This window comes from Phyllobacterium sp. 22229, from assembly GCF_052056495.1.
GTDB lineage: Bacteria > Pseudomonadota > Alphaproteobacteria > Rhizobiales > Rhizobiaceae > Phyllobacterium > Phyllobacterium myrsinacearum.
On the sequence record NZ_JBQEPA010000005.1, the window covers coordinates 13131 to 28519 of the forward strand.

16 protein-coding genes are annotated in these 15389 nt (G+C 59.5%); 11 read left to right on the forward strand and 5 right to left on the reverse strand.

Features of this window, described 5'->3' with window-relative positions; all coding sequences use genetic code 11:
* Positions 1-55 precede the first annotated feature (55 nt).
* From queE to ACTJJ7_RS07250, 3 genes are all read right to left on the reverse strand, one after another.
* Positions 56-715, reverse strand: a complete 660-nt coding sequence (gene queE / locus ACTJJ7_RS07240; protein ID WP_440966311.1) for a 7-carboxy-7-deazaguanine synthase — start codon at positions 713-715, stop codon at positions 56-58.
* Positions 712-1422 (reverse strand): 7-cyano-7-deazaguanine synthase QueC, encoded by a 711-nt coding sequence (gene queC, locus ACTJJ7_RS07245; RefSeq protein WP_440966313.1) that lies wholly within the window; start codon positions 1420-1422, stop codon positions 712-714. Before queC ends, queE begins: the two co-directional genes overlap by 4 nt.
* A gap of 67 nt (positions 1423-1489) precedes the next feature.
* Positions 1490-1894, reverse strand: a complete 405-nt coding sequence (locus tag ACTJJ7_RS07250; RefSeq protein ID WP_440966314.1) for a hypothetical protein — start codon at positions 1892-1894, stop codon at positions 1490-1492.
* A 192-nt stretch (positions 1895-2086) separates the two neighbouring features.
* Between ACTJJ7_RS07250 and ACTJJ7_RS07255 the strand changes: the two genes are divergently transcribed.
* From ACTJJ7_RS07255 to ACTJJ7_RS07275, 5 genes are all read left to right on the forward strand, one after another.
* Complete coding sequence (locus ACTJJ7_RS07255; protein WP_105734225.1) at positions 2087-2560, forward strand: GNAT family N-acetyltransferase; 474 nt, start codon at positions 2087-2089, stop codon at positions 2558-2560.
* A 381-nt stretch (positions 2561-2941) separates the two neighbouring features.
* On the forward strand, positions 2942-3340 hold the full coding sequence (sdhC, locus tag ACTJJ7_RS07260) for a succinate dehydrogenase, cytochrome b556 subunit (protein ID WP_105734226.1): 399 nt from the start codon (positions 2942-2944) through the stop codon (positions 3338-3340).
* Between the two features lie 13 nt (positions 3341-3353).
* Entirely contained in the window at positions 3354-3737 is a 384-nt protein-coding gene (sdhD, locus tag ACTJJ7_RS07265) for a succinate dehydrogenase, hydrophobic membrane anchor protein (RefSeq protein WP_105734227.1), read from the forward strand.
* Positions 3738-3739: 2 nt separating this feature from the next.
* A complete protein-coding gene (sdhA, locus tag ACTJJ7_RS07270; RefSeq protein ID WP_440966316.1) occupies positions 3740-5587 on the forward strand; it encodes a succinate dehydrogenase flavoprotein subunit in 1848 nt (615 codons plus the stop codon).
* 14 nt (positions 5588-5601) lie between these two features.
* Positions 5602-6381: a succinate dehydrogenase iron-sulfur subunit gene (locus ACTJJ7_RS07275; RefSeq protein WP_105734229.1), complete on the forward strand. Its 780-nt coding sequence runs from the start codon at positions 5602-5604 to the stop codon at positions 6379-6381.
* A 77-nt stretch (positions 6382-6458) separates the two neighbouring features.
* Here the strand turns inward: ACTJJ7_RS07275 and ACTJJ7_RS07280 are convergent, their stop codons facing one another.
* A complete protein-coding gene (locus ACTJJ7_RS07280; protein ID WP_105734230.1) occupies positions 6459-6896 on the reverse strand; it encodes an OsmC family protein in 438 nt (145 codons plus the stop codon).
* A 62-nt stretch (positions 6897-6958) separates the two neighbouring features.
* Here ACTJJ7_RS07280 and ACTJJ7_RS07285 point away from each other — a divergent pair, with 62 nt between their 5' ends.
* Together ACTJJ7_RS07285 and ACTJJ7_RS07290 are read left to right on the forward strand one after the other, a co-directional pair.
* The gene (locus ACTJJ7_RS07285; RefSeq protein ID WP_440966318.1) at positions 6959-7186 is read left to right on the forward strand and encodes a hypothetical protein; all 228 of its coding nucleotides are present in this window, start codon (positions 6959-6961) and stop codon (positions 7184-7186) included.
* The gene (locus ACTJJ7_RS07290) at positions 7183-8220 is read left to right on the forward strand and encodes an aldo/keto reductase (protein ID WP_440966320.1); all 1038 of its coding nucleotides are present in this window, start codon (positions 7183-7185) and stop codon (positions 8218-8220) included. The genes ACTJJ7_RS07285 and ACTJJ7_RS07290 overlap by 4 nt, the downstream gene beginning before the upstream one ends.
* Before the next feature lie 16 nt (positions 8221-8236).
* Here the strand turns inward: ACTJJ7_RS07290 and ACTJJ7_RS07295 are convergent, their stop codons facing one another.
* Positions 8237-9490, reverse strand: a complete 1254-nt coding sequence (locus tag ACTJJ7_RS07295) for a ubiquinone biosynthesis hydroxylase (protein ID WP_440966322.1) — start codon at positions 9488-9490, stop codon at positions 8237-8239.
* A gap of 121 nt (positions 9491-9611) precedes the next feature.
* Between ACTJJ7_RS07295 and tesB the strand changes: the two genes are divergently transcribed.
* The 4 genes from tesB (at position 9612) to ACTJJ7_RS07315 (ending at position 15336) form a co-directional block, all read left to right on the forward strand.
* A complete protein-coding gene (gene tesB, locus ACTJJ7_RS07300; RefSeq protein ID WP_105734233.1) occupies positions 9612-10481 on the forward strand; it encodes an acyl-CoA thioesterase II in 870 nt (289 codons plus the stop codon).
* A gap of 253 nt (positions 10482-10734) precedes the next feature.
* Positions 10735-11073 carry a P-II family nitrogen regulator gene (locus ACTJJ7_RS07305; protein WP_105734234.1) on the forward strand — a complete coding sequence of 113 codons (339 nt, stop codon included), beginning with the start codon at positions 10735-10737 and terminating at the stop codon, positions 11071-11073.
* Positions 11074-11099: 26 nt separating this feature from the next.
* Positions 11100-12476 (forward strand): ammonium transporter, encoded by a 1377-nt coding sequence (locus ACTJJ7_RS07310; protein WP_105734235.1) that lies wholly within the window; start codon positions 11100-11102, stop codon positions 12474-12476.
* A 217-nt stretch (positions 12477-12693) separates the two neighbouring features.
* Positions 12694-15336 (forward strand): DNA translocase FtsK, encoded by a 2643-nt coding sequence (locus ACTJJ7_RS07315; protein WP_440966325.1) that lies wholly within the window; start codon positions 12694-12696, stop codon positions 15334-15336.
* Positions 15337-15389 lie beyond the last annotated feature (53 nt).

A 15389-nucleotide genomic window follows, 5' to 3' on the forward strand; every position in this document is an offset into this window, starting at 1 on the left:
TTTCCCGTCAGCTCTGGCGCAATACAGGCGCCCGCCAAAAAAGCCTGCCCTCAGCTCAGGGCAAGCCGATCAGTTTATGTGTCTGCGTGCTCAGCCGCCAAAGCGGATGGGCGAGGCAATAGGCCGCTGCAGATGCCACATGCCGGGCGGTTTGCGCCGGATCACCGATGACGTCAAGAGGCTGCAAATAGAAATGCTGAAAGGAAAGGTGTTCGAAATGGGCCGGATCGGTTTGGGCTTCCGCCTGGGGATAGACAAGCTTGAGCTCGTGGCCGCTGGTCTGGACAAGGCTGGTGTCGGCCTTGGGTGACACGCAAATCCAGTCAATGCCATCAGGCGCGGCAATGGTGCCATTGGTCTCGACGCCGATGTCGAAGTCTCTTGCGTGAAAGGCATCGATCAGCGGCTGGTCCAGCTGCAGCAGCGGTTCGCCACCGGTGCAGATGACATAGGGCTTGCCCTTGGAGCGAGCGCTTTTCGGCCAGGCGCCGGCAACGGCATCGGCAAGCGCATCGGCGGTTTTGAATTTGCCGCCGCCGGGGCCATCCACGCCAACGAAATCCGTGTCGCAGAACCGGCACTGGGCGTTTGCCCGGTCGCGTTCAAGTCCGGACCAGAGATTGCACCCGGCAAAACGCATGAACACCGCCGCACGGCCGGTATGGTTGCCCTCGCCCTGCAGCGTCAGATAAATTTCTTTGACGGCATAAGTCATGCGGCTTCCGCCTTGAATTTGGACCAACCGCTGGAACGCAGGGCGCAGGCCGGGCAGGCGCCGCAGCCGTAGCCCCAGGCATGGCGGGCCGAGCGGTCGCCGAGATAACAGGTGTGGGTGTTTTCAATGATCATATCGAGCAGCGGTTCGCCGCCTATATCGCGCGCCAGGGCGAAGGTTTCGGCCTTGTCCAGCCACATCAGCGGGGTTTCGATGGTGATGCGGCGATCCAGTCCCAGTGAAAGGGCAACCTGCTGTGCTTTGAGCGTGTCGTCGCGGCAGTCGGGATAACCGGAATAATCCGTCTCGCACATGCCGCCGACGATAACGCGCAATCCGCGCCGGTAGGCGAGTGCCGCAGCAAGCGTGAAAAACAAAAGGTTCCGGCCGGGCACGAATGTGTTGGGCAGGCCGTTCTCTGCCATCTCGATCGCGATGTCGCCGGTCATGGCGGTGGCGCCGAGCTGGCCGATCACGCCGGCATCAAGCCGGTGGTCGTCACCGAGCCGCTTCGCCCAATCGGGAAACCGCCGGATCACCTCGGCGCGGAAATCATTGCGCACGTCAAGCTCTACCCGGTGGCGCTGGCCATAGTCGAAACCGACCGTTTCGACCCGGTCAAACCGCGAAAGCGCCCAGGCGAGGCAGGTTGCAGAATCCTGCCCGCCGGAAAAAAGGACGAGTGCGCCGTCAGCATTACGAGCCATGAATGAACCTCTTCAATGAAGCGGCCCCCTTACAGGGCGCGGAACAGCGAGGCAAATCAAATGTGAGCTATTGGCAGCCCGGAAGCCCGAGAATGGGCGTTTCACCACGGTTGATGCCATACATGTAGCCGCGGCCGCGCACGACTATCGGGCCATCGCAGCTCGTGTTGGGCGCCGGAATAACACCCACGACATAGGGGTCGCCGGGAGGAGAAATGATCGCTGGCCCCTTGGCCCGCTTGTAGACGGCAACCTTCTTGCGGAGTTCGCGGGCAAGCCTGTCCGATTTGGCAGCTGTCGCGCCGACAAAGATCATCTTCGGTCCATTGGGATCCTGCACGATGATGTTGCCATATTCATCGCCATAGGCATCTCGCAGATTGATGTCGTAGGCAGCGGCATTGTGCGTGGCGGCCATAACGGCCAGGCCCGACAGCAAAAGTGCGGCCGTGTGTTTGCGGAAGGCGAACATGGACAAGCTCCTTTGTTGAATGGGCTGCGACAGCCCAAGCATTAACCTTTTATTAATGCTTGTCATCTGCCAAAACGCCTTTGAATCGATTTTTGCTGCGATCCGCCGGTTGACGTGCGGTGCACAATCAACCAATCCTCAATGCTGCGGGGCAGCCGGACGTGCTGCCGGAGTGAAAGGGATGATGCGACCATGACGACAAAGAGCCCGGACGAACACGCCGTCGACATTTCTCTGCTGCATCTCAACGATGCACACGAGTTCGCACCTCTTCTGGCCAGCTATGCCCAGGCGCTGAAACGCGGCGCGCCCCGCCGCCCGGATGACTATTATGCTGAAAACCTGCTGCGGGACCGTGCGGCGGAGATCGCAGGAGCGCGGCTCGACGGCCATCTCGTGGGCTTTGTCATTTTCTACGATCTGCCGGAACCCGTGTCCGGCATGCGCGCCGGGCAGGTCGATCACATCTATGTGCACCATGATCATCGCGGCAAGGGTATTGCCAAGGCGCTGATCGATGTCCTCGCCGACAAGGCGGAAGAACGCGGCTGGACCAAGCTGTCACTCAACGCGCCGCGCCTGCCGGAAGACGGCCGCAAACTGTATGAGCAGATTGCGGCGCCCGCAGACTGGACCAGTTTCATCATCCGTTTCGGCAATCAGTAGAGCGGCCCAATTCCTGAAGCTTGGCGCTGCGCGGGACATTCTGGGAACGACCCGGAATGTCCTGTTCGCGTTTGCACAATCGGGTGCCGCAATACGGTAAAACCGGTTAAACCGGACAGACTCACTCAAATAAAATTGATTGCCGATTTGAGGTGAAATACGGGCCTTTGCAGCTCTATGCGGCGCTTTAAACGATTGAATTTTCTAAACAAACCTTATGGGCTTGCTATTGGTGCCAATTCGCCGCATGAGGGGGGTGAATGGGCCTTTGACGCAGTGCAAAAACGGGACTAAAACCCTTCTAAATTGCCTCTATCCAGCCTTTCGGCCCTGCCCGTCAATCAAGGTTCAAATGGCGCGGTGCTTATCATTGGGGACGCTATGAGCAAGACAAACCTGCATGCAAACCGGCCGCTGTCGCCGCATTTGCAAATCTACAAACCAATTCCCACCATGGTCATGTCCATCGTTCACCGCATCACCGGCGGCGCGCTGTATTTCGGCACGCTGCTGGTTGCCTGGTGGCTGATTGCGACCGCGACCAGCGAGAGCCAGTTCAACGTTGTCAGCTGGGTATTCGGCTCTTGGATCGGTCTTCTCGTCCTGCTCGGCTACACCTGGGCGCTCGTTCACCACATGATCGGCGGCATTCGCCATCTCGTCTGGGATACGGGCCGCGGACTGGACAAGCACACCACGACGAAGATGGCTGTTGCCTCGCTCGTTCTCTCCATTGCGTTGACGATCCTGATCTGGATCGCAGCGTTCACGGTTTTGTAAAGGAGGCGGGACAATGAGTGAAATGCGTACACCGCTCAAGAAAGTCCGCGGACTGGGCTCCGCACATGAAGGGACCGAGCATTTCTGGCGCCAGCGGCTGACAGCCGTTGCCAATGTGCCATTGATGCTGTTTTTCATCGGCCTGGTCATTTACCTGCACCGCGCAAGCTATGCGGAAACCCGGGCCGCTCTTTCCCATCCGCTGACCGGGCTGGTGCTGTTGATGGTGATCATTTCGGGTCTCTATCACATGCGCCTCGGCATGCAGGTCATCATCGAAGACTACGTAACCAGCGAAGGCAAGAAGATCGCCTGTCTGATGCTCAATACGTTTTTCACCCTTGTGGTGGGCGTTGCCTGCGTCTTTGCGATCATCAAGCTGAGCTTCGGAGGCTAATCTTGGCAACTACAGACAAGAACGGGACCGCCGGCAAAAACGGCAAGGCCTATACATTCGTTGACCACAAATTCGATGTGGTCGTGGTGGGTGCCGGCGGCGCCGGTTTGCGCGCGACGCTGGGCATGGCGGAACAGGGCCTCAAGACGGCCTGCATCACCAAGGTTTTCCCGACCCGCTCGCACACTGTTGCAGCGCAGGGCGGTATCGCCGCTTCCCTGAGCAATATGGGGCCGGATTCGTGGCAGTGGCACATGTACGATACCGTCAAGGGATCGGACTGGCTCGGCGACACCGACGCGATGGAATATCTTGCGCGTGAAGCACCGGCTGCCGTCTACGAGCTGGAGCACTACGGCGTGCCCTTCTCGCGCACCGAAGCGGGCAAGATTTACCAGCGCCCCTTCGGCGGCCACATGATGAACTATGGCGATGGTCCGCCCGTGCAGCGCACCTGCGCCGCCGCCGACCGCACGGGCCATGCCATCCTGCACACGCTTTATGGCCAGAGCCTGCGCCACAATGCGCAGTTCTTCATTGAATATTTTGCCCTGGATCTCATTCAGGATGCGGACGGCACCATCACCGGTGTCGTCGCGTGGAACCTCGATGACGGCACGATCCATCGTTTTGCCGCCAAGATGGTGGTGTTGGCAACAGGCGGCTACGGCCGGTCCTATTTCTCGGCAACGTCAGCCCATACCTGCACCGGTGACGGCGGCGGCATGGTGGCGCGCGCTGGCCTGCCCCTGCAGGATATGGAATTCGTTCAGTTCCATCCGACCGGCATTTACGGTGCGGGCTGCCTGATCACCGAAGGCGCACGCGGCGAAGGCGGCTATCTCGTCAACTCCGAGGGCGAGCGCTTCATGGAGCGCTATGCGCCATCGGCCAAGGATCTGGCATCACGCGACGTGGTTTCCCGCTGCATGACCCTGGAAATCCGCGAAGGCCGCGGTGTTGGCAAGAACAAGGATCACATTTTCCTGCATCTCGACCATCTTGATCCGGCCGTTCTGCACGAGCGCCTGCCCGGCATTTCCGAATCGGCCAAGATTTTTGCCGGTGTGGATCTGACCAAGGAACCGATCCCGGTTCTGCCGACGGTTCACTACAATATGGGCGGCATTCCAACCAACTACTGGGGTGAAGCGCTCAATCCGACCAAGGATAATCCGGACCGCATCCAGCCGGGCCTGATGGCTGTCGGCGAAGCGGGCTGTGCGTCTGTGCATGGCGCCAACCGTCTTGGCTCGAATTCGCTGATCGATCTCGTGGTCTTCGGTCGGGCCGCAGCCATCCGCGCCGGTCAGGTGATCGACCGCAATGCCAAGATCCCGACGATCAACGAGGCATCGGTCGAGAAGATCATGGAACGCTTCGACCGCCTGCGTCATGCCAATGGCAGCACGCCGACGGCGGTCCTGCGTGAAAAGATGCAGAAGACCATGCAGGAAGACGCTGCGGTGTTCCGCACGTCGGAATCGCTGAAGTCCGGTGTCGCGCGCATGGAGAAAATCTGGCACGAGCTTCCGGACATCAAGGTTACCGACCGCTCGATGATCTGGAATTCCGACCTGGTGGAAACGCTGGAACTGGAAAACCTGATGGCCAACGCGCTGACCACGGTGGTTGCCGCCGAAGCACGCAAGGAAAGCCGCGGCGCCCACGCGCATGAGGATTTCCCCAACCGTGACGACATCAACTGGCGCAAGCACAGCCTTGCCTGGCTCTCGCCCGAGGGTGAGGTCAAGCTTGACTACCGTCCCGTTCACCTTGACCCGCTGGTCAAGGAAGAGGACGGCGGCATCAGCCTCGCCAAGATCGCGCCGAAAGCGCGCGTGTACTAAGGGATCAGAGCATCATGGTTGAACTTGCACTTCCCAAGAACTCGAAGATGCGCCCCGGCAAGACCTGGGACCGCCCGCAGGGCGCCAACAATCTTCGGGAATACCGCATCTATCGCTGGTCGCCGGATGATGGTGAGAATCCGCGGATCGATACCTATTATGTCGATCTCGACGATTGCGGCCCGATGGTTCTCGATGGTCTTTTGTGGATCAAGAACAAGATCGATCCGACTCTGACGCTGCGCCGCTCCTGCCGCGAAGGTATCTGCGGCTCCTGCGCCATGAACATCGACGGAACCAATACGCTCGCCTGCACCAAGGGCATGGACGAGATCAAGGGCGCGGTCAAAATCTATCCTTTGCCGCATCTTCCCGTGGTCAAGGATCTGGTGCCGGACCTGTCGAATTTCTATGCCCAGCACCGTTCGATCGAACCATGGCTCAAGACGGTTTCGCCGGAGCCGGCAAAGGAATGGCTGCAGAGCCATGACGATCGCGCCAAGCTCGATGGGCTCTATGAGTGCATCCTGTGCGCCTGCTGCTCGACCTCGTGCCCGAGCTATTGGTGGAATGGCGACCGCTATCTTGGACCGGCTGTTCTGCTGCAGGCCTATCGCTGGCTGATCGACAGCCGTGACGAAGCGACAGGCGAACGCCTCGACAATCTGGAAGACCCCTTCCGGCTCTATCGCTGCCACACGATCATGAACTGTGCGCAGACCTGCCCCAAGGGGTTGAATCCGGCCAAGGCAATTGCTGAAATCAAGAAGATGATGGTCGAACGCCGGGTCTAGGCGATTGGTCACGTCGATGATCGCATAAAAACGGGCGCTGCGAGCGCCCGTTTTGTTTGGTGGCTTTGACGTGCCGCTCAGGCCAGCTTTGCGTCCAGTGTGACCTGAATGGCGCCAAGCGCTTTGGAGAGCGGGCAGGAGGCCTTTGCCTGTTCGGCCAGTTTCGAAAAGGTCGCGGCGTCGATACCCGGAACATCGCCAACGAGCGTGATGGCACTTTTGGTGATTTCGAAACCGCCACCGGCGGCCGGGTTGATGCTGACGGTTGCCTTGGCATCAAGTTTGGCGGCAGGCGTGCCGTTTTCCGCCAGGAAATGCGAAAGCTGCATGGCGAAGCAACCGGCATGGGCGGCCGCCAGAAGTTCCTCCGGGTTGGTCCCCGCCGTGCCGCTTGCGTCTTCGAAGCGGGCCTTGAAATTATAGGGAAGCCCCTTCAGGGCACCGCTTTGCGTATCAAGTGTACCAGCGCCATCTTTCAGGGCGCCCTTCCAGATTGCGGTTGCCTGTCTGTCCATAGAACACTCTCCCTCGGTTGGTTGATTAAGACTGTGCGCCTCCTGTCGGTAACGCCACAGGATTGCAGCAGTTCCGCATCATAGGCCCGGTGGCGGAATTTGCCAGAATTGATCGTTTTGTCGCGTGGCTTGCAAAACGATATATGGAAAAGCGGGATTTGATTGCTATGGTGGCAAAGACCACTGCCGCGCAACCCTCCCTTGCTGCGGCCAGCGTGTCTGAAGGCTGCGGCGGAAGCCTGGCTTCGAAATCGAACCCTCGTGAATTCAAAACAGGACAATCCCCGTGAAACTGAAAAAGCTTGGCCGGACGGATATTGACGTCACGGAAATTTGCCTTGGCACCATGACCTGGGGCGTACAGAACACCGAAGCCGATGCCCATGCGCAGATTGATCGTGCGCTCGAAGCCGGAATCAACTTCATGGATACGGCCGAGATTTATGCGGTTCCGCCGACCGCCGAAACCTATGGCAAGACCGAAACCTATATTGGCAACTGGTTTAAGAAGACCGGCAAGCGCGATCGCTTCGTGCTGGCGACGAAAATTGCCGGCGGCGGACGCAACAGCTGGATCCGCGGCGGCAGCCTGATGAGCAAGAGTACCATCGCCGAAGCGGTCGAAGGCAGTCTGAAACGCCTGCAGACGGACTATATCGACCTTTACCAGGTGCATTGGCCGGTTCGGGGGCATTATCACTTTGGCAATGGCTGGGAATATGCGCCGCATCAGCAGAACCGGGCCGAAGTGGTTCAACAGATCGAGGAAGCGCTCGATGGCCTTGGCGACATGGTGAAGGCGGGCAAAATCCGCCATATCGGCCTTTCCAACGAAACGGCCTGGGGTGTCGCGCAATGGCTGAAGCTGGCCGAGCGCAAGGACCTGCCGCGTGTTGTTTCGGTTCAGAACGAATACAGCCTGCTGCAGCGGGCATTCGATCTGGATCTGGCGGAAGTCAGCCACCATGAAGACGTCGGGCTCCTTGCCTATTCGTCCCTGGCTTCAGGTGTCCTGACCGGCAAGTATCTGGATGGAAAGGTGCCGGCGGGAACACGCGGCGCGCTGCAGGACCTTTGGCGGAACAACGCGCATGCCGATCCGGCGGTCAGGGCCTATATCGCGCTTGCGCACAAACATGATCTGGATGTCGCGCAACTCGCGATTGCCTTTGCCTTGAGCCGGCCATTCGTCACCTCGGTCATCATCGGTGCAACATCGCTTGACCAGCTGAAGACCGATATCGGTGCTGCGGATGTGACGCTCACACCAGACATTCTTGGTGAAATCCAGGCTATCCATCGCACCTATCCCCGCCCGCTCTGAGCGGGGGAAAGCTGCTTCAGATCGGTTGGCCCTGAAGCAGCTTCGGGGATGTGGCCGATAATCCCGCGGCTTGGCGGATGAAAAATCCCTTGAGCCGCGGCATGCGCTCGACAAGACCCAATCCAAAGTCGCGCAGTGCACGCACCGGCACATGGTCGTTGGAGAACAAACGGTTGAGGACGTCGGTGGTCACACCCATCTGCACCGTGTCGAAACGGCGCCAGGTCTGATAGCGTTCGAGTACGGCGATGGAGCCGATGTCTAGACCGAGGCGGTCGGCATCGACAATGGTTTCGGCGATCGCTGCTGCGTCCTTGAAGCCAAGATTGAGGCCTTGACCGGCAATGGGATGGATGCCGTGCGCCGCATCGCCGATGAGCGCGAAGCGCGGCTTGACGAAATCGCGTGCCAGCGTCAGTCCGAGCGGAAAGGCTTTGCGCGGCCCTTCGATCCGCAATTCTCCCAGTTTCAGGCCAAAACGCTGTTCGAGTTCGGCTTCGAACACGAAATCGTCTTCCCTGATGAGCCGCTCCGCATCTGCGGTGCGCTCGGTCCAGACAAGCGAGGAGCGGTTACCGCTCAGCGGCAAAATGGCAAAGGGGCCTGCGGGAAGAAAATGCTCTTCTGCGCGACCATTGTGCGGCCGTTCATGGGCGACCGTGCAGACGATACCGGACTGGCCATATTCCCAGTTCACGGTTTTGATGCCCGCCATATCGCGCAGCCGCGATTTGACGCCGTCAGCCGCCAGGAGCAGGCGCGTGCGCAGCGTCTTGTCATCGCCGTAACGCACCGTGAGGTACTCGTCGCCATGGTCAAAACCATGGACGGGTGTCCCCTCGACAAAGGTGACGCCGATCTGTTCGGCTTTCCCACGCAAGGCGGCGTTGAGGTTGCGGTTTTCCACCATGTGGGCGAAAGGCTCACCGGGCTCAACTTCGCCATTGAAGGTCAGGAAGACCGGGCGAACCGGATCGGAGGTGCGCGAATCCGTAACGATCATTTCGGTGATCGGTTGTGCCTTCGGCAGGATTTCCTGCCAGCAGCCGAGGCGGTCGAGCATGCGGCTCGCAGCGGCGGCAATGGCCGAGGCGCGGGTGTCCTTGCGCCAGAGACCGGCCGGTGCCGCGTCGATCACCGTGACAGCCAGATGCGGCGCCGAGGATTTCAGTGCAACGGCGGTCGCCATGCCGACATAGCCAGCACCAGCAATCACGATATCGGTGCTGCCGGGGACTTCTGATGTGTGTGTACGGGTTCTTTCAGCCATGATTGCCTCCGGTTTCCCTTTGCTCTTGCGCCGATGTGGCGCTTGACTTGTTCACCTGTTCCTGTTGCAAGCGGATTCAGGCACTATTATGCCGACCGTACGAACAGGAGTCGCGCCCGTCATGTCTGATGCCATGAAAGAGCTTTTGTCCATACTCGACCTTGAGACACTTGAACACAACCTGTTTCGAGGTCGCAGCCCGCAGGTTGGCTGGCAGCGGGTGTTTGGCGGTCAGGTCATCGGCCAGGCTTTGGTGGCGGCGCAGCGCACGGTCGATCCCGAGCGTCATGTCCACTCCCTGCACAGCTATTTCATGCGTGCGGGCGATCCGAAAGTGCCGATCATCTACGAGGTGGACCGCATCCGCGACGGCGCGAGTTTCACCACCCGGCGCGTGGTGGCGATCCAGCACGGGCATGCGATTTTTTCGCTCGAGGCGTCATTCCAGATCGAGGAAAAAGGACTTGAGCATCAAAAGCCGATGCCCCTCGACGTTCTCGCGCCGGAAAAGCTGATGAGCGACAAGGACCTCAAGGAGCAGTATCTGCAGAACGCGCCAGCCAATGTGCGCAAATATTGGGAGCAGGACCGTCCGATCGAGATGAAACCCCTGTCTCTGACGCATTACTTCACGCGGGAAAAGCTGCCTCCAGAGCAGAATGTCTGGATCAGGACAACTGGTCCTGTACCTGAGGATCGCGCCCTGCAGGCTGCGGTTCTGGCCTATCTCTCGGATATGACATTGCTGGATACCTCGCTCTATGCGCATGGCCGCTCGATTTTTGATCGGGATTTGCAGGTCGCGAGCCTCGATCATGCCATGTGGTTCCACCGGCCCTTCAATTTCGATGACTGGCTGCTTTATACGGCCGATAGCCCGAGTGCGGCTGGTGCCCGTGGGTTCAACCGTGGCGCTTTGTACAGCCGGGATGGCACTCTGATTGCCTCGACGGCGCAGGAAGGCCTAATTCGTGTGCATCCGGCCGAGTGAAATTCGACCACGCGGATTGAATTGCCTAAATTTTAGGCATGTTGCCGGATAATGTATTGTGCACTGCCGAAGTGATAAAAATATCCATATATAATCAATGCCTTAGTATTATTTTTCGAGTCTGGCACGGAACTTGAATACTCCTCACCAGTCGCCAAGGGCCATCAAGGCTTAGGGGATGGGTTCAACGCGGGTTGCTGCCGTTCAGGTAATTCCACCTGAGGGGTACCGCGCTAGCGCAGGGGTATAGTCAATGAAAATTGTGATGGCCATCATCAAGCCGTTCAAGCTGGACGAAGTGCGCGAAGCACTTACCGCTGTCGGCATCCAGGGCCTGACCGTCACCGAGGTGAAGGGTTACGGCCGCCAGAAAGGGCACACCGAGATTTATCGTGGCGCGGAATACGCCGTCAGCTTTCTTCCCAAACTGAAGGTGGAAGTGGCTGTCGCGTCAGAGCTCGTCGACACCGCCGTTGAAGCCATCACCACGGCCGCCAAAACCGGCCAGATCGGTGACGGGAAGATTTTCGTTCTCAGCATTGATCAGGCCGTCCGTATCCGTACGGGCGAAACTGACACCGATGCGCTTTGAGTCATTTGGGGTTTAAGGAGAAAATAATGAAAATTCCAACCAGTCTGACATCCGCGGTGCGCAGTACCCTTCTGGGTTCGCTGGCGCTGACCGCATTCGGTTCGCTGGCCGCGCTCGCTCAGGAGGCGGCGCCAGCCGCAGCGGATACTGCCGCAGCCGCTGCGCTGACTGTCAACAAAGGCGACACGGCCTGGATGATGATCTCCAGTGTCCTCGTCCTGTTCATGATCGTTCCGGGCCTTGCCCTGTTCTATGGCGGCCTCGTGCGCGCCAAGAACGTGCTTTCCGTGCTGATGCAGTGCACGGGCATTGCCGCCGTCGTGATGATCATCTGGGTTTTCTACGGTTACTCCTTCGCCTTCGGCGGCGGCACCAGCCCCTACTGGGGTGGCCTTGGCAAGGTTTTCCTTTCCGGTGTGACACCGGTTTCGACGGCTGCAACCTTTACCAAGGGTGTCGGTATTCCCGAATTCGTTTTCATCTGCTTCCAGATGACCTTTGCCGCCATCACGCCAGCGCTGATCGTCGGTGCTTTTGCCGAACGCATCAAATTCTCGGCGACGATCCTGTTCGTCATCCTGTGGGTCACGTTCGTCTACTTCCCGATTGCCCATATGGTCTGGGATTCCAATGGTCTGATCTACAGCTGGGGTGCGCTTGATTTTGCCGGCGGCACCGTCGTTCACATCAACGCCGGTATTGCCGGTCTCGTGGGTGCTCTCGTCATCGGCAAGCGTGCCGGTCTTGGCCGTGACATGATGGCGCCGCACTCGATGCCGCTTACCATGATCGGCGCCTCAATCCTGTGGGTCGGCTGGTTCGGCTTCAATGCCGGTTCGGCTCTCGAAGCCAACGGCATTGCGACGCTGGCGATGATCAATACGTTCACGGCAACCGCCGGTGCGATCATTGCATGGGTTGTCATCGAAGCGCTTGCCCGCAAGACGGCTTCGATGCTGGGTGCCGCATCCGGTGTTGTTGCCGGTCTGGTTGCCGTAACGCCTGCTGCCGGAACCGTCGGTCCGGTTGGCGCCATCTTCCTTGGCGCCATCGCCAGCATCATCTGCTACTACATGGTGGCCGTGGTGAAGCCGAAGCTCGGCTATGACGACAGCCTCGACGTCTTCGGCGTGCACGGCATTGGCGGTATCATCGGCGCCATCGGCACCGGCTTCTTCACCAGCACGGCGCTTGGCGGTGTCGGTTATGCGGAAGGCGTCACCATGGGTGCGCAGGTGTTCGTGCAGATCAAGGCCGTGCTCGTCACGTTGGTCTGGAGCGGTTTGGGTTCGCTGATCCTCTACAAGATCGTCGATGTCGTTGTCGGACTGCGTCCGACCGCTGAAGCCGAGTCCATCGGTCTCGATCTCACCTCCCACGGTGAAGCGGCCTACCACAATTAATGGGCGGCTTTTGACAGGAACTGAGAAAGGCCCGGTTTTCCGGGCCTTTTTTGTTGAGGCAGGCAAGCTTGTCGAACCCGGGATGGCAGCTCCGCCAATGTAATTTCGCTCGTGCTCGCCATGGTTAATGCCCCCTTAACCATCCGCGCCGTAACGTGGGAATCGAATCTGCGGTTACTCACGACCGCCGTGCGTGCGTTTACTAGGGCGAGATTTCATGCGTCAAGGATATTCAGCCTCCTATGCGATCGAGGAAAACCGGCACGGGTTGACGACCCTTTTCCGCAGACAGATCCAGATTGTCTGGGGATTGGCCCTGTTTTGCTTCGTTGCCTTTGCCATTGGCAGCCTTGCGACATGGAACGTGATCGATCCGAGCTTCAGCCACGCCACGTCCAATCCGGTTCGCAACGCCCTTGGCTATGCCGGCGCGGTTTTTGCTGATCTCGGCATGCAGTTCTTCGGCCTTTCGACCGTTGTCGCACTCATGCCGGCGCTGTTCTGGGGCGGTCTGATGCTGACCGGCAGGGGGGTCGACCGTTTGCCGCGGCGGGCGATTGCCTGGTTCGGCGCATCGCTGATGGCGGCGGCCATTGCCGGCTGCTTCACCATCCCCGCAAGCTGGCCGATGCCGATCGGCCTCGGCGGTGTCTTTGGTGACATGGTTCTCAAAATTCCGGCGATCTTCACCGGAACATTCCCGCGTGGCGGTCTGGCCATGATCCTGGTCGCCGTCCTCGCTTTGCCGACGCTGTGGGTCTTCGGCTTTGCCAGCGGTCTGACCTATCGTGACAGCGAGCCGGTCGTGGCCAAGAAGTCCGGCCGTCACGTGGCACAGGAAGAGGATTTTGACGACGAGGACGAGGATGATGAGGAAAGTGAGGGTGGCCGCTGGCTGGCGCTCGGCGCGCTGACCCACTGGTTCCTCAGCATCAAGGCGCTGTTCCGCCGCCTGTTCGGGCGCAGTGCTGGGCTTTACAGCGGTGCGCGCAGTGCCGCGGCACGGCACAATGACGATGATCTGTTTGCCGATACCCCGATGGCACGGCAGAACGGGGCACGGCAGAACGGTGCGCGCCGGGAGCCAGGTTTCTATGACGAAGCGCCGCGCATTGAGGCGCCGTCAATCGACATCGGCAATGATGGTTTCGGGCACGAACCCGATGATTATGATCCGATCGCGTTCAGCGAAGAGGATGAGGTGGATGATTGGGCGCCGCAGGCAGCGCCCGCGCGCCCGGCAGCAATACCCGGCGGCAAGGCTCGGATCGCCACACCCGCCCCGGCTCCAAAGACCGGTGCGCGCATACAGCGCGAAGCCCAGACATCCCTGATCAAATCCGACGAATTTGAAATGCCGCCGCTGCATTTCCTCAGCGAACCGAAGAACGTGGTCCGCAACCCCAGTCTTTCGAAGGAAGCGCTTGAGCAGAATGCGCGGCTGCTCGAGGGTGTGCTTGAAGATTTCGGCGTCAGGGGGGAGATCATCCATGTGCGCCCCGGTCCTGTCGTAACGCTGTACGAGCTGGAACCGGCTCCGGGCATCAAGTCTTCGCGTGTCATCACGCTGGCCGATGACATTGCCCGTTCGATGAGCGCCATTGCAGCGCGTGTTGCCGTCGTGCCGGGCCGCAATGCCATCGGCATCGAACTGCCAAACCAGACCCGCGAAATGGTTTTTCTGCGGGAATTGCTGGCCAGCCGGGATTTTGAGCAGACCAAGACCAAGCTGGCGCTGGCGCTGGGCAAGACCATCAATGGCGAAGCTGTCATCGCCGATCTGGCGAAGATGCCGCATCTGCTCGTTGCCGGCACCACCGGCTCGGGTAAATCCGTCGCCATCAACACCATGATCCTGTCGCTGCTCTACCGCATGACCCCGGAGCAGTGTCGCCTGATCATGATCGATCCGAAGATGCTGGAACTGTCGATCTATGACGGTATTCCGCATCTGCTCACGCCCGTCGTCACCGATCCGAAGAAGGCCGTGGTTGCGCTGAAATGGACCGTCAAGGAGATGGAAGACCGTTACCGCAAGATGTCCAAGGTCGGCGTGCGCAATATCGACGGCTTCAACCAGCGGGTCGAACAGGCGCAGAAGAAGGGTGAGCGGATTGCCCGGACTGTGCAGACCGGTTTCGACCGGGCAACGGGCGAGGCGGTCTACGAGACCGAAGAGCTGGATTTGCAGCCCATGCCCTATATCGTCGTGATCATCGACGAAATGGCCGATTTGATGATGGTGGCCGGCAAGGACATTGAAGGGGCTGTCCAGCGTCTTGCGCAGATGGCCCGTGCTGCCGGTATTCACGTGATCATGGCAACACAGCGCCCGTCTGTCGATGTCATCACCGGCACGATCAAGGCGAACTTTCCAACCCGCATTTCCTTCCAGGTCACCTCCAAGATCGATTCGCGCACCATTCTGGGTGAACAGGGCGGCGAACAGCTGCTCGGCATGGGCGACATGCTCTACATGGCCGGCGGCGGCCGCATCCAGCGCGTGCACGGGCCGTTTGTCGGTGACGACGAAGTGGAAAAGATCGTCAATCATCTGAAACTGCAAGGCGTCCCCGAATATCTCGATGCGATCACGGAAGAGGACGAGGAAGACGATATGGGCGGCGGCCCGGCCGGGACGTCCAATCTGGAAGATTCGGATGATCCCTATGACCAGGCCGTTGCCGTGGTGCTGCGCGACAAGAAGGCGTCTACCAGTTATATCCAGCGCCGCCTCGGCATTGGTTACAACAGGGCAGCCTCGATCATCGAGCGTATGGAGCAGGAGGGTATCGTCGGCCCTGCCAACCATGCGGGCAAGCGTGACATTCTCGTGCCGACACAGGACGATGATTTTTAAGCGCCGTTACGTAGCATTTTCGTCTGCCCGTCCTGTAACGGGCGCACCGAATG

Bases quoted from the DNA above. Each gene is read 5' to 3' on its own strand.
- sdhD (WP_105734227.1), top strand. From the start codon at position 3,354: ATGAGTGAAATGCGTACACCGCTCAAGAAAGTCCGCGGACTGGGCTCC.
- queC (WP_440966313.1), bottom strand. From the start codon at position 1,422: ATGGCTCGTAATGCTGACGGCGCACTCGTCCTTTTTTCCGGCGGGCAG.
- ACTJJ7_RS07250 (WP_440966314.1), bottom strand. From the start codon at position 1,894: ATGTTCGCCTTCCGCAAACACACGGCCGCACTTTTGCTGTCGGGCCTG.
- ACTJJ7_RS07275 (WP_105734229.1), top strand. From the start codon at position 5,602: ATGGTTGAACTTGCACTTCCCAAGAACTCGAAGATGCGCCCCGGCAAG.
- ACTJJ7_RS07305 (WP_105734234.1), top strand. From the start codon at position 10,735: ATGAAAATTGTGATGGCCATCATCAAGCCGTTCAAGCTGGACGAAGTG.
- ACTJJ7_RS07315 (WP_440966325.1), top strand. From the start codon at position 12,694: ATGCGTCAAGGATATTCAGCCTCCTATGCGATCGAGGAAAACCGGCAC.
- sdhC (WP_105734226.1), top strand. From the start codon at position 2,942: ATGAGCAAGACAAACCTGCATGCAAACCGGCCGCTGTCGCCGCATTTG.
- queE (WP_440966311.1), bottom strand. From the start codon at position 715: ATGACTTATGCCGTCAAAGAAATTTATCTGACGCTGCAGGGCGAGGGC.
- ACTJJ7_RS07295 (WP_440966322.1), bottom strand. From the start codon at position 9,490: ATGGCTGAAAGAACCCGTACACACACATCAGAAGTCCCCGGCAGCACC.
- ACTJJ7_RS07310 (WP_105734235.1), top strand. From the start codon at position 11,100: ATGAAAATTCCAACCAGTCTGACATCCGCGGTGCGCAGTACCCTTCTG.
- ACTJJ7_RS07280 (WP_105734230.1), bottom strand. From the start codon at position 6,896: ATGGACAGACAGGCAACCGCAATCTGGAAGGGCGCCCTGAAAGATGGC.
- tesB (WP_105734233.1), top strand. From the start codon at position 9,612: ATGTCTGATGCCATGAAAGAGCTTTTGTCCATACTCGACCTTGAGACA.
- ACTJJ7_RS07255 (WP_105734225.1), top strand. From the start codon at position 2,087: ATGACGACAAAGAGCCCGGACGAACACGCCGTCGACATTTCTCTGCTG.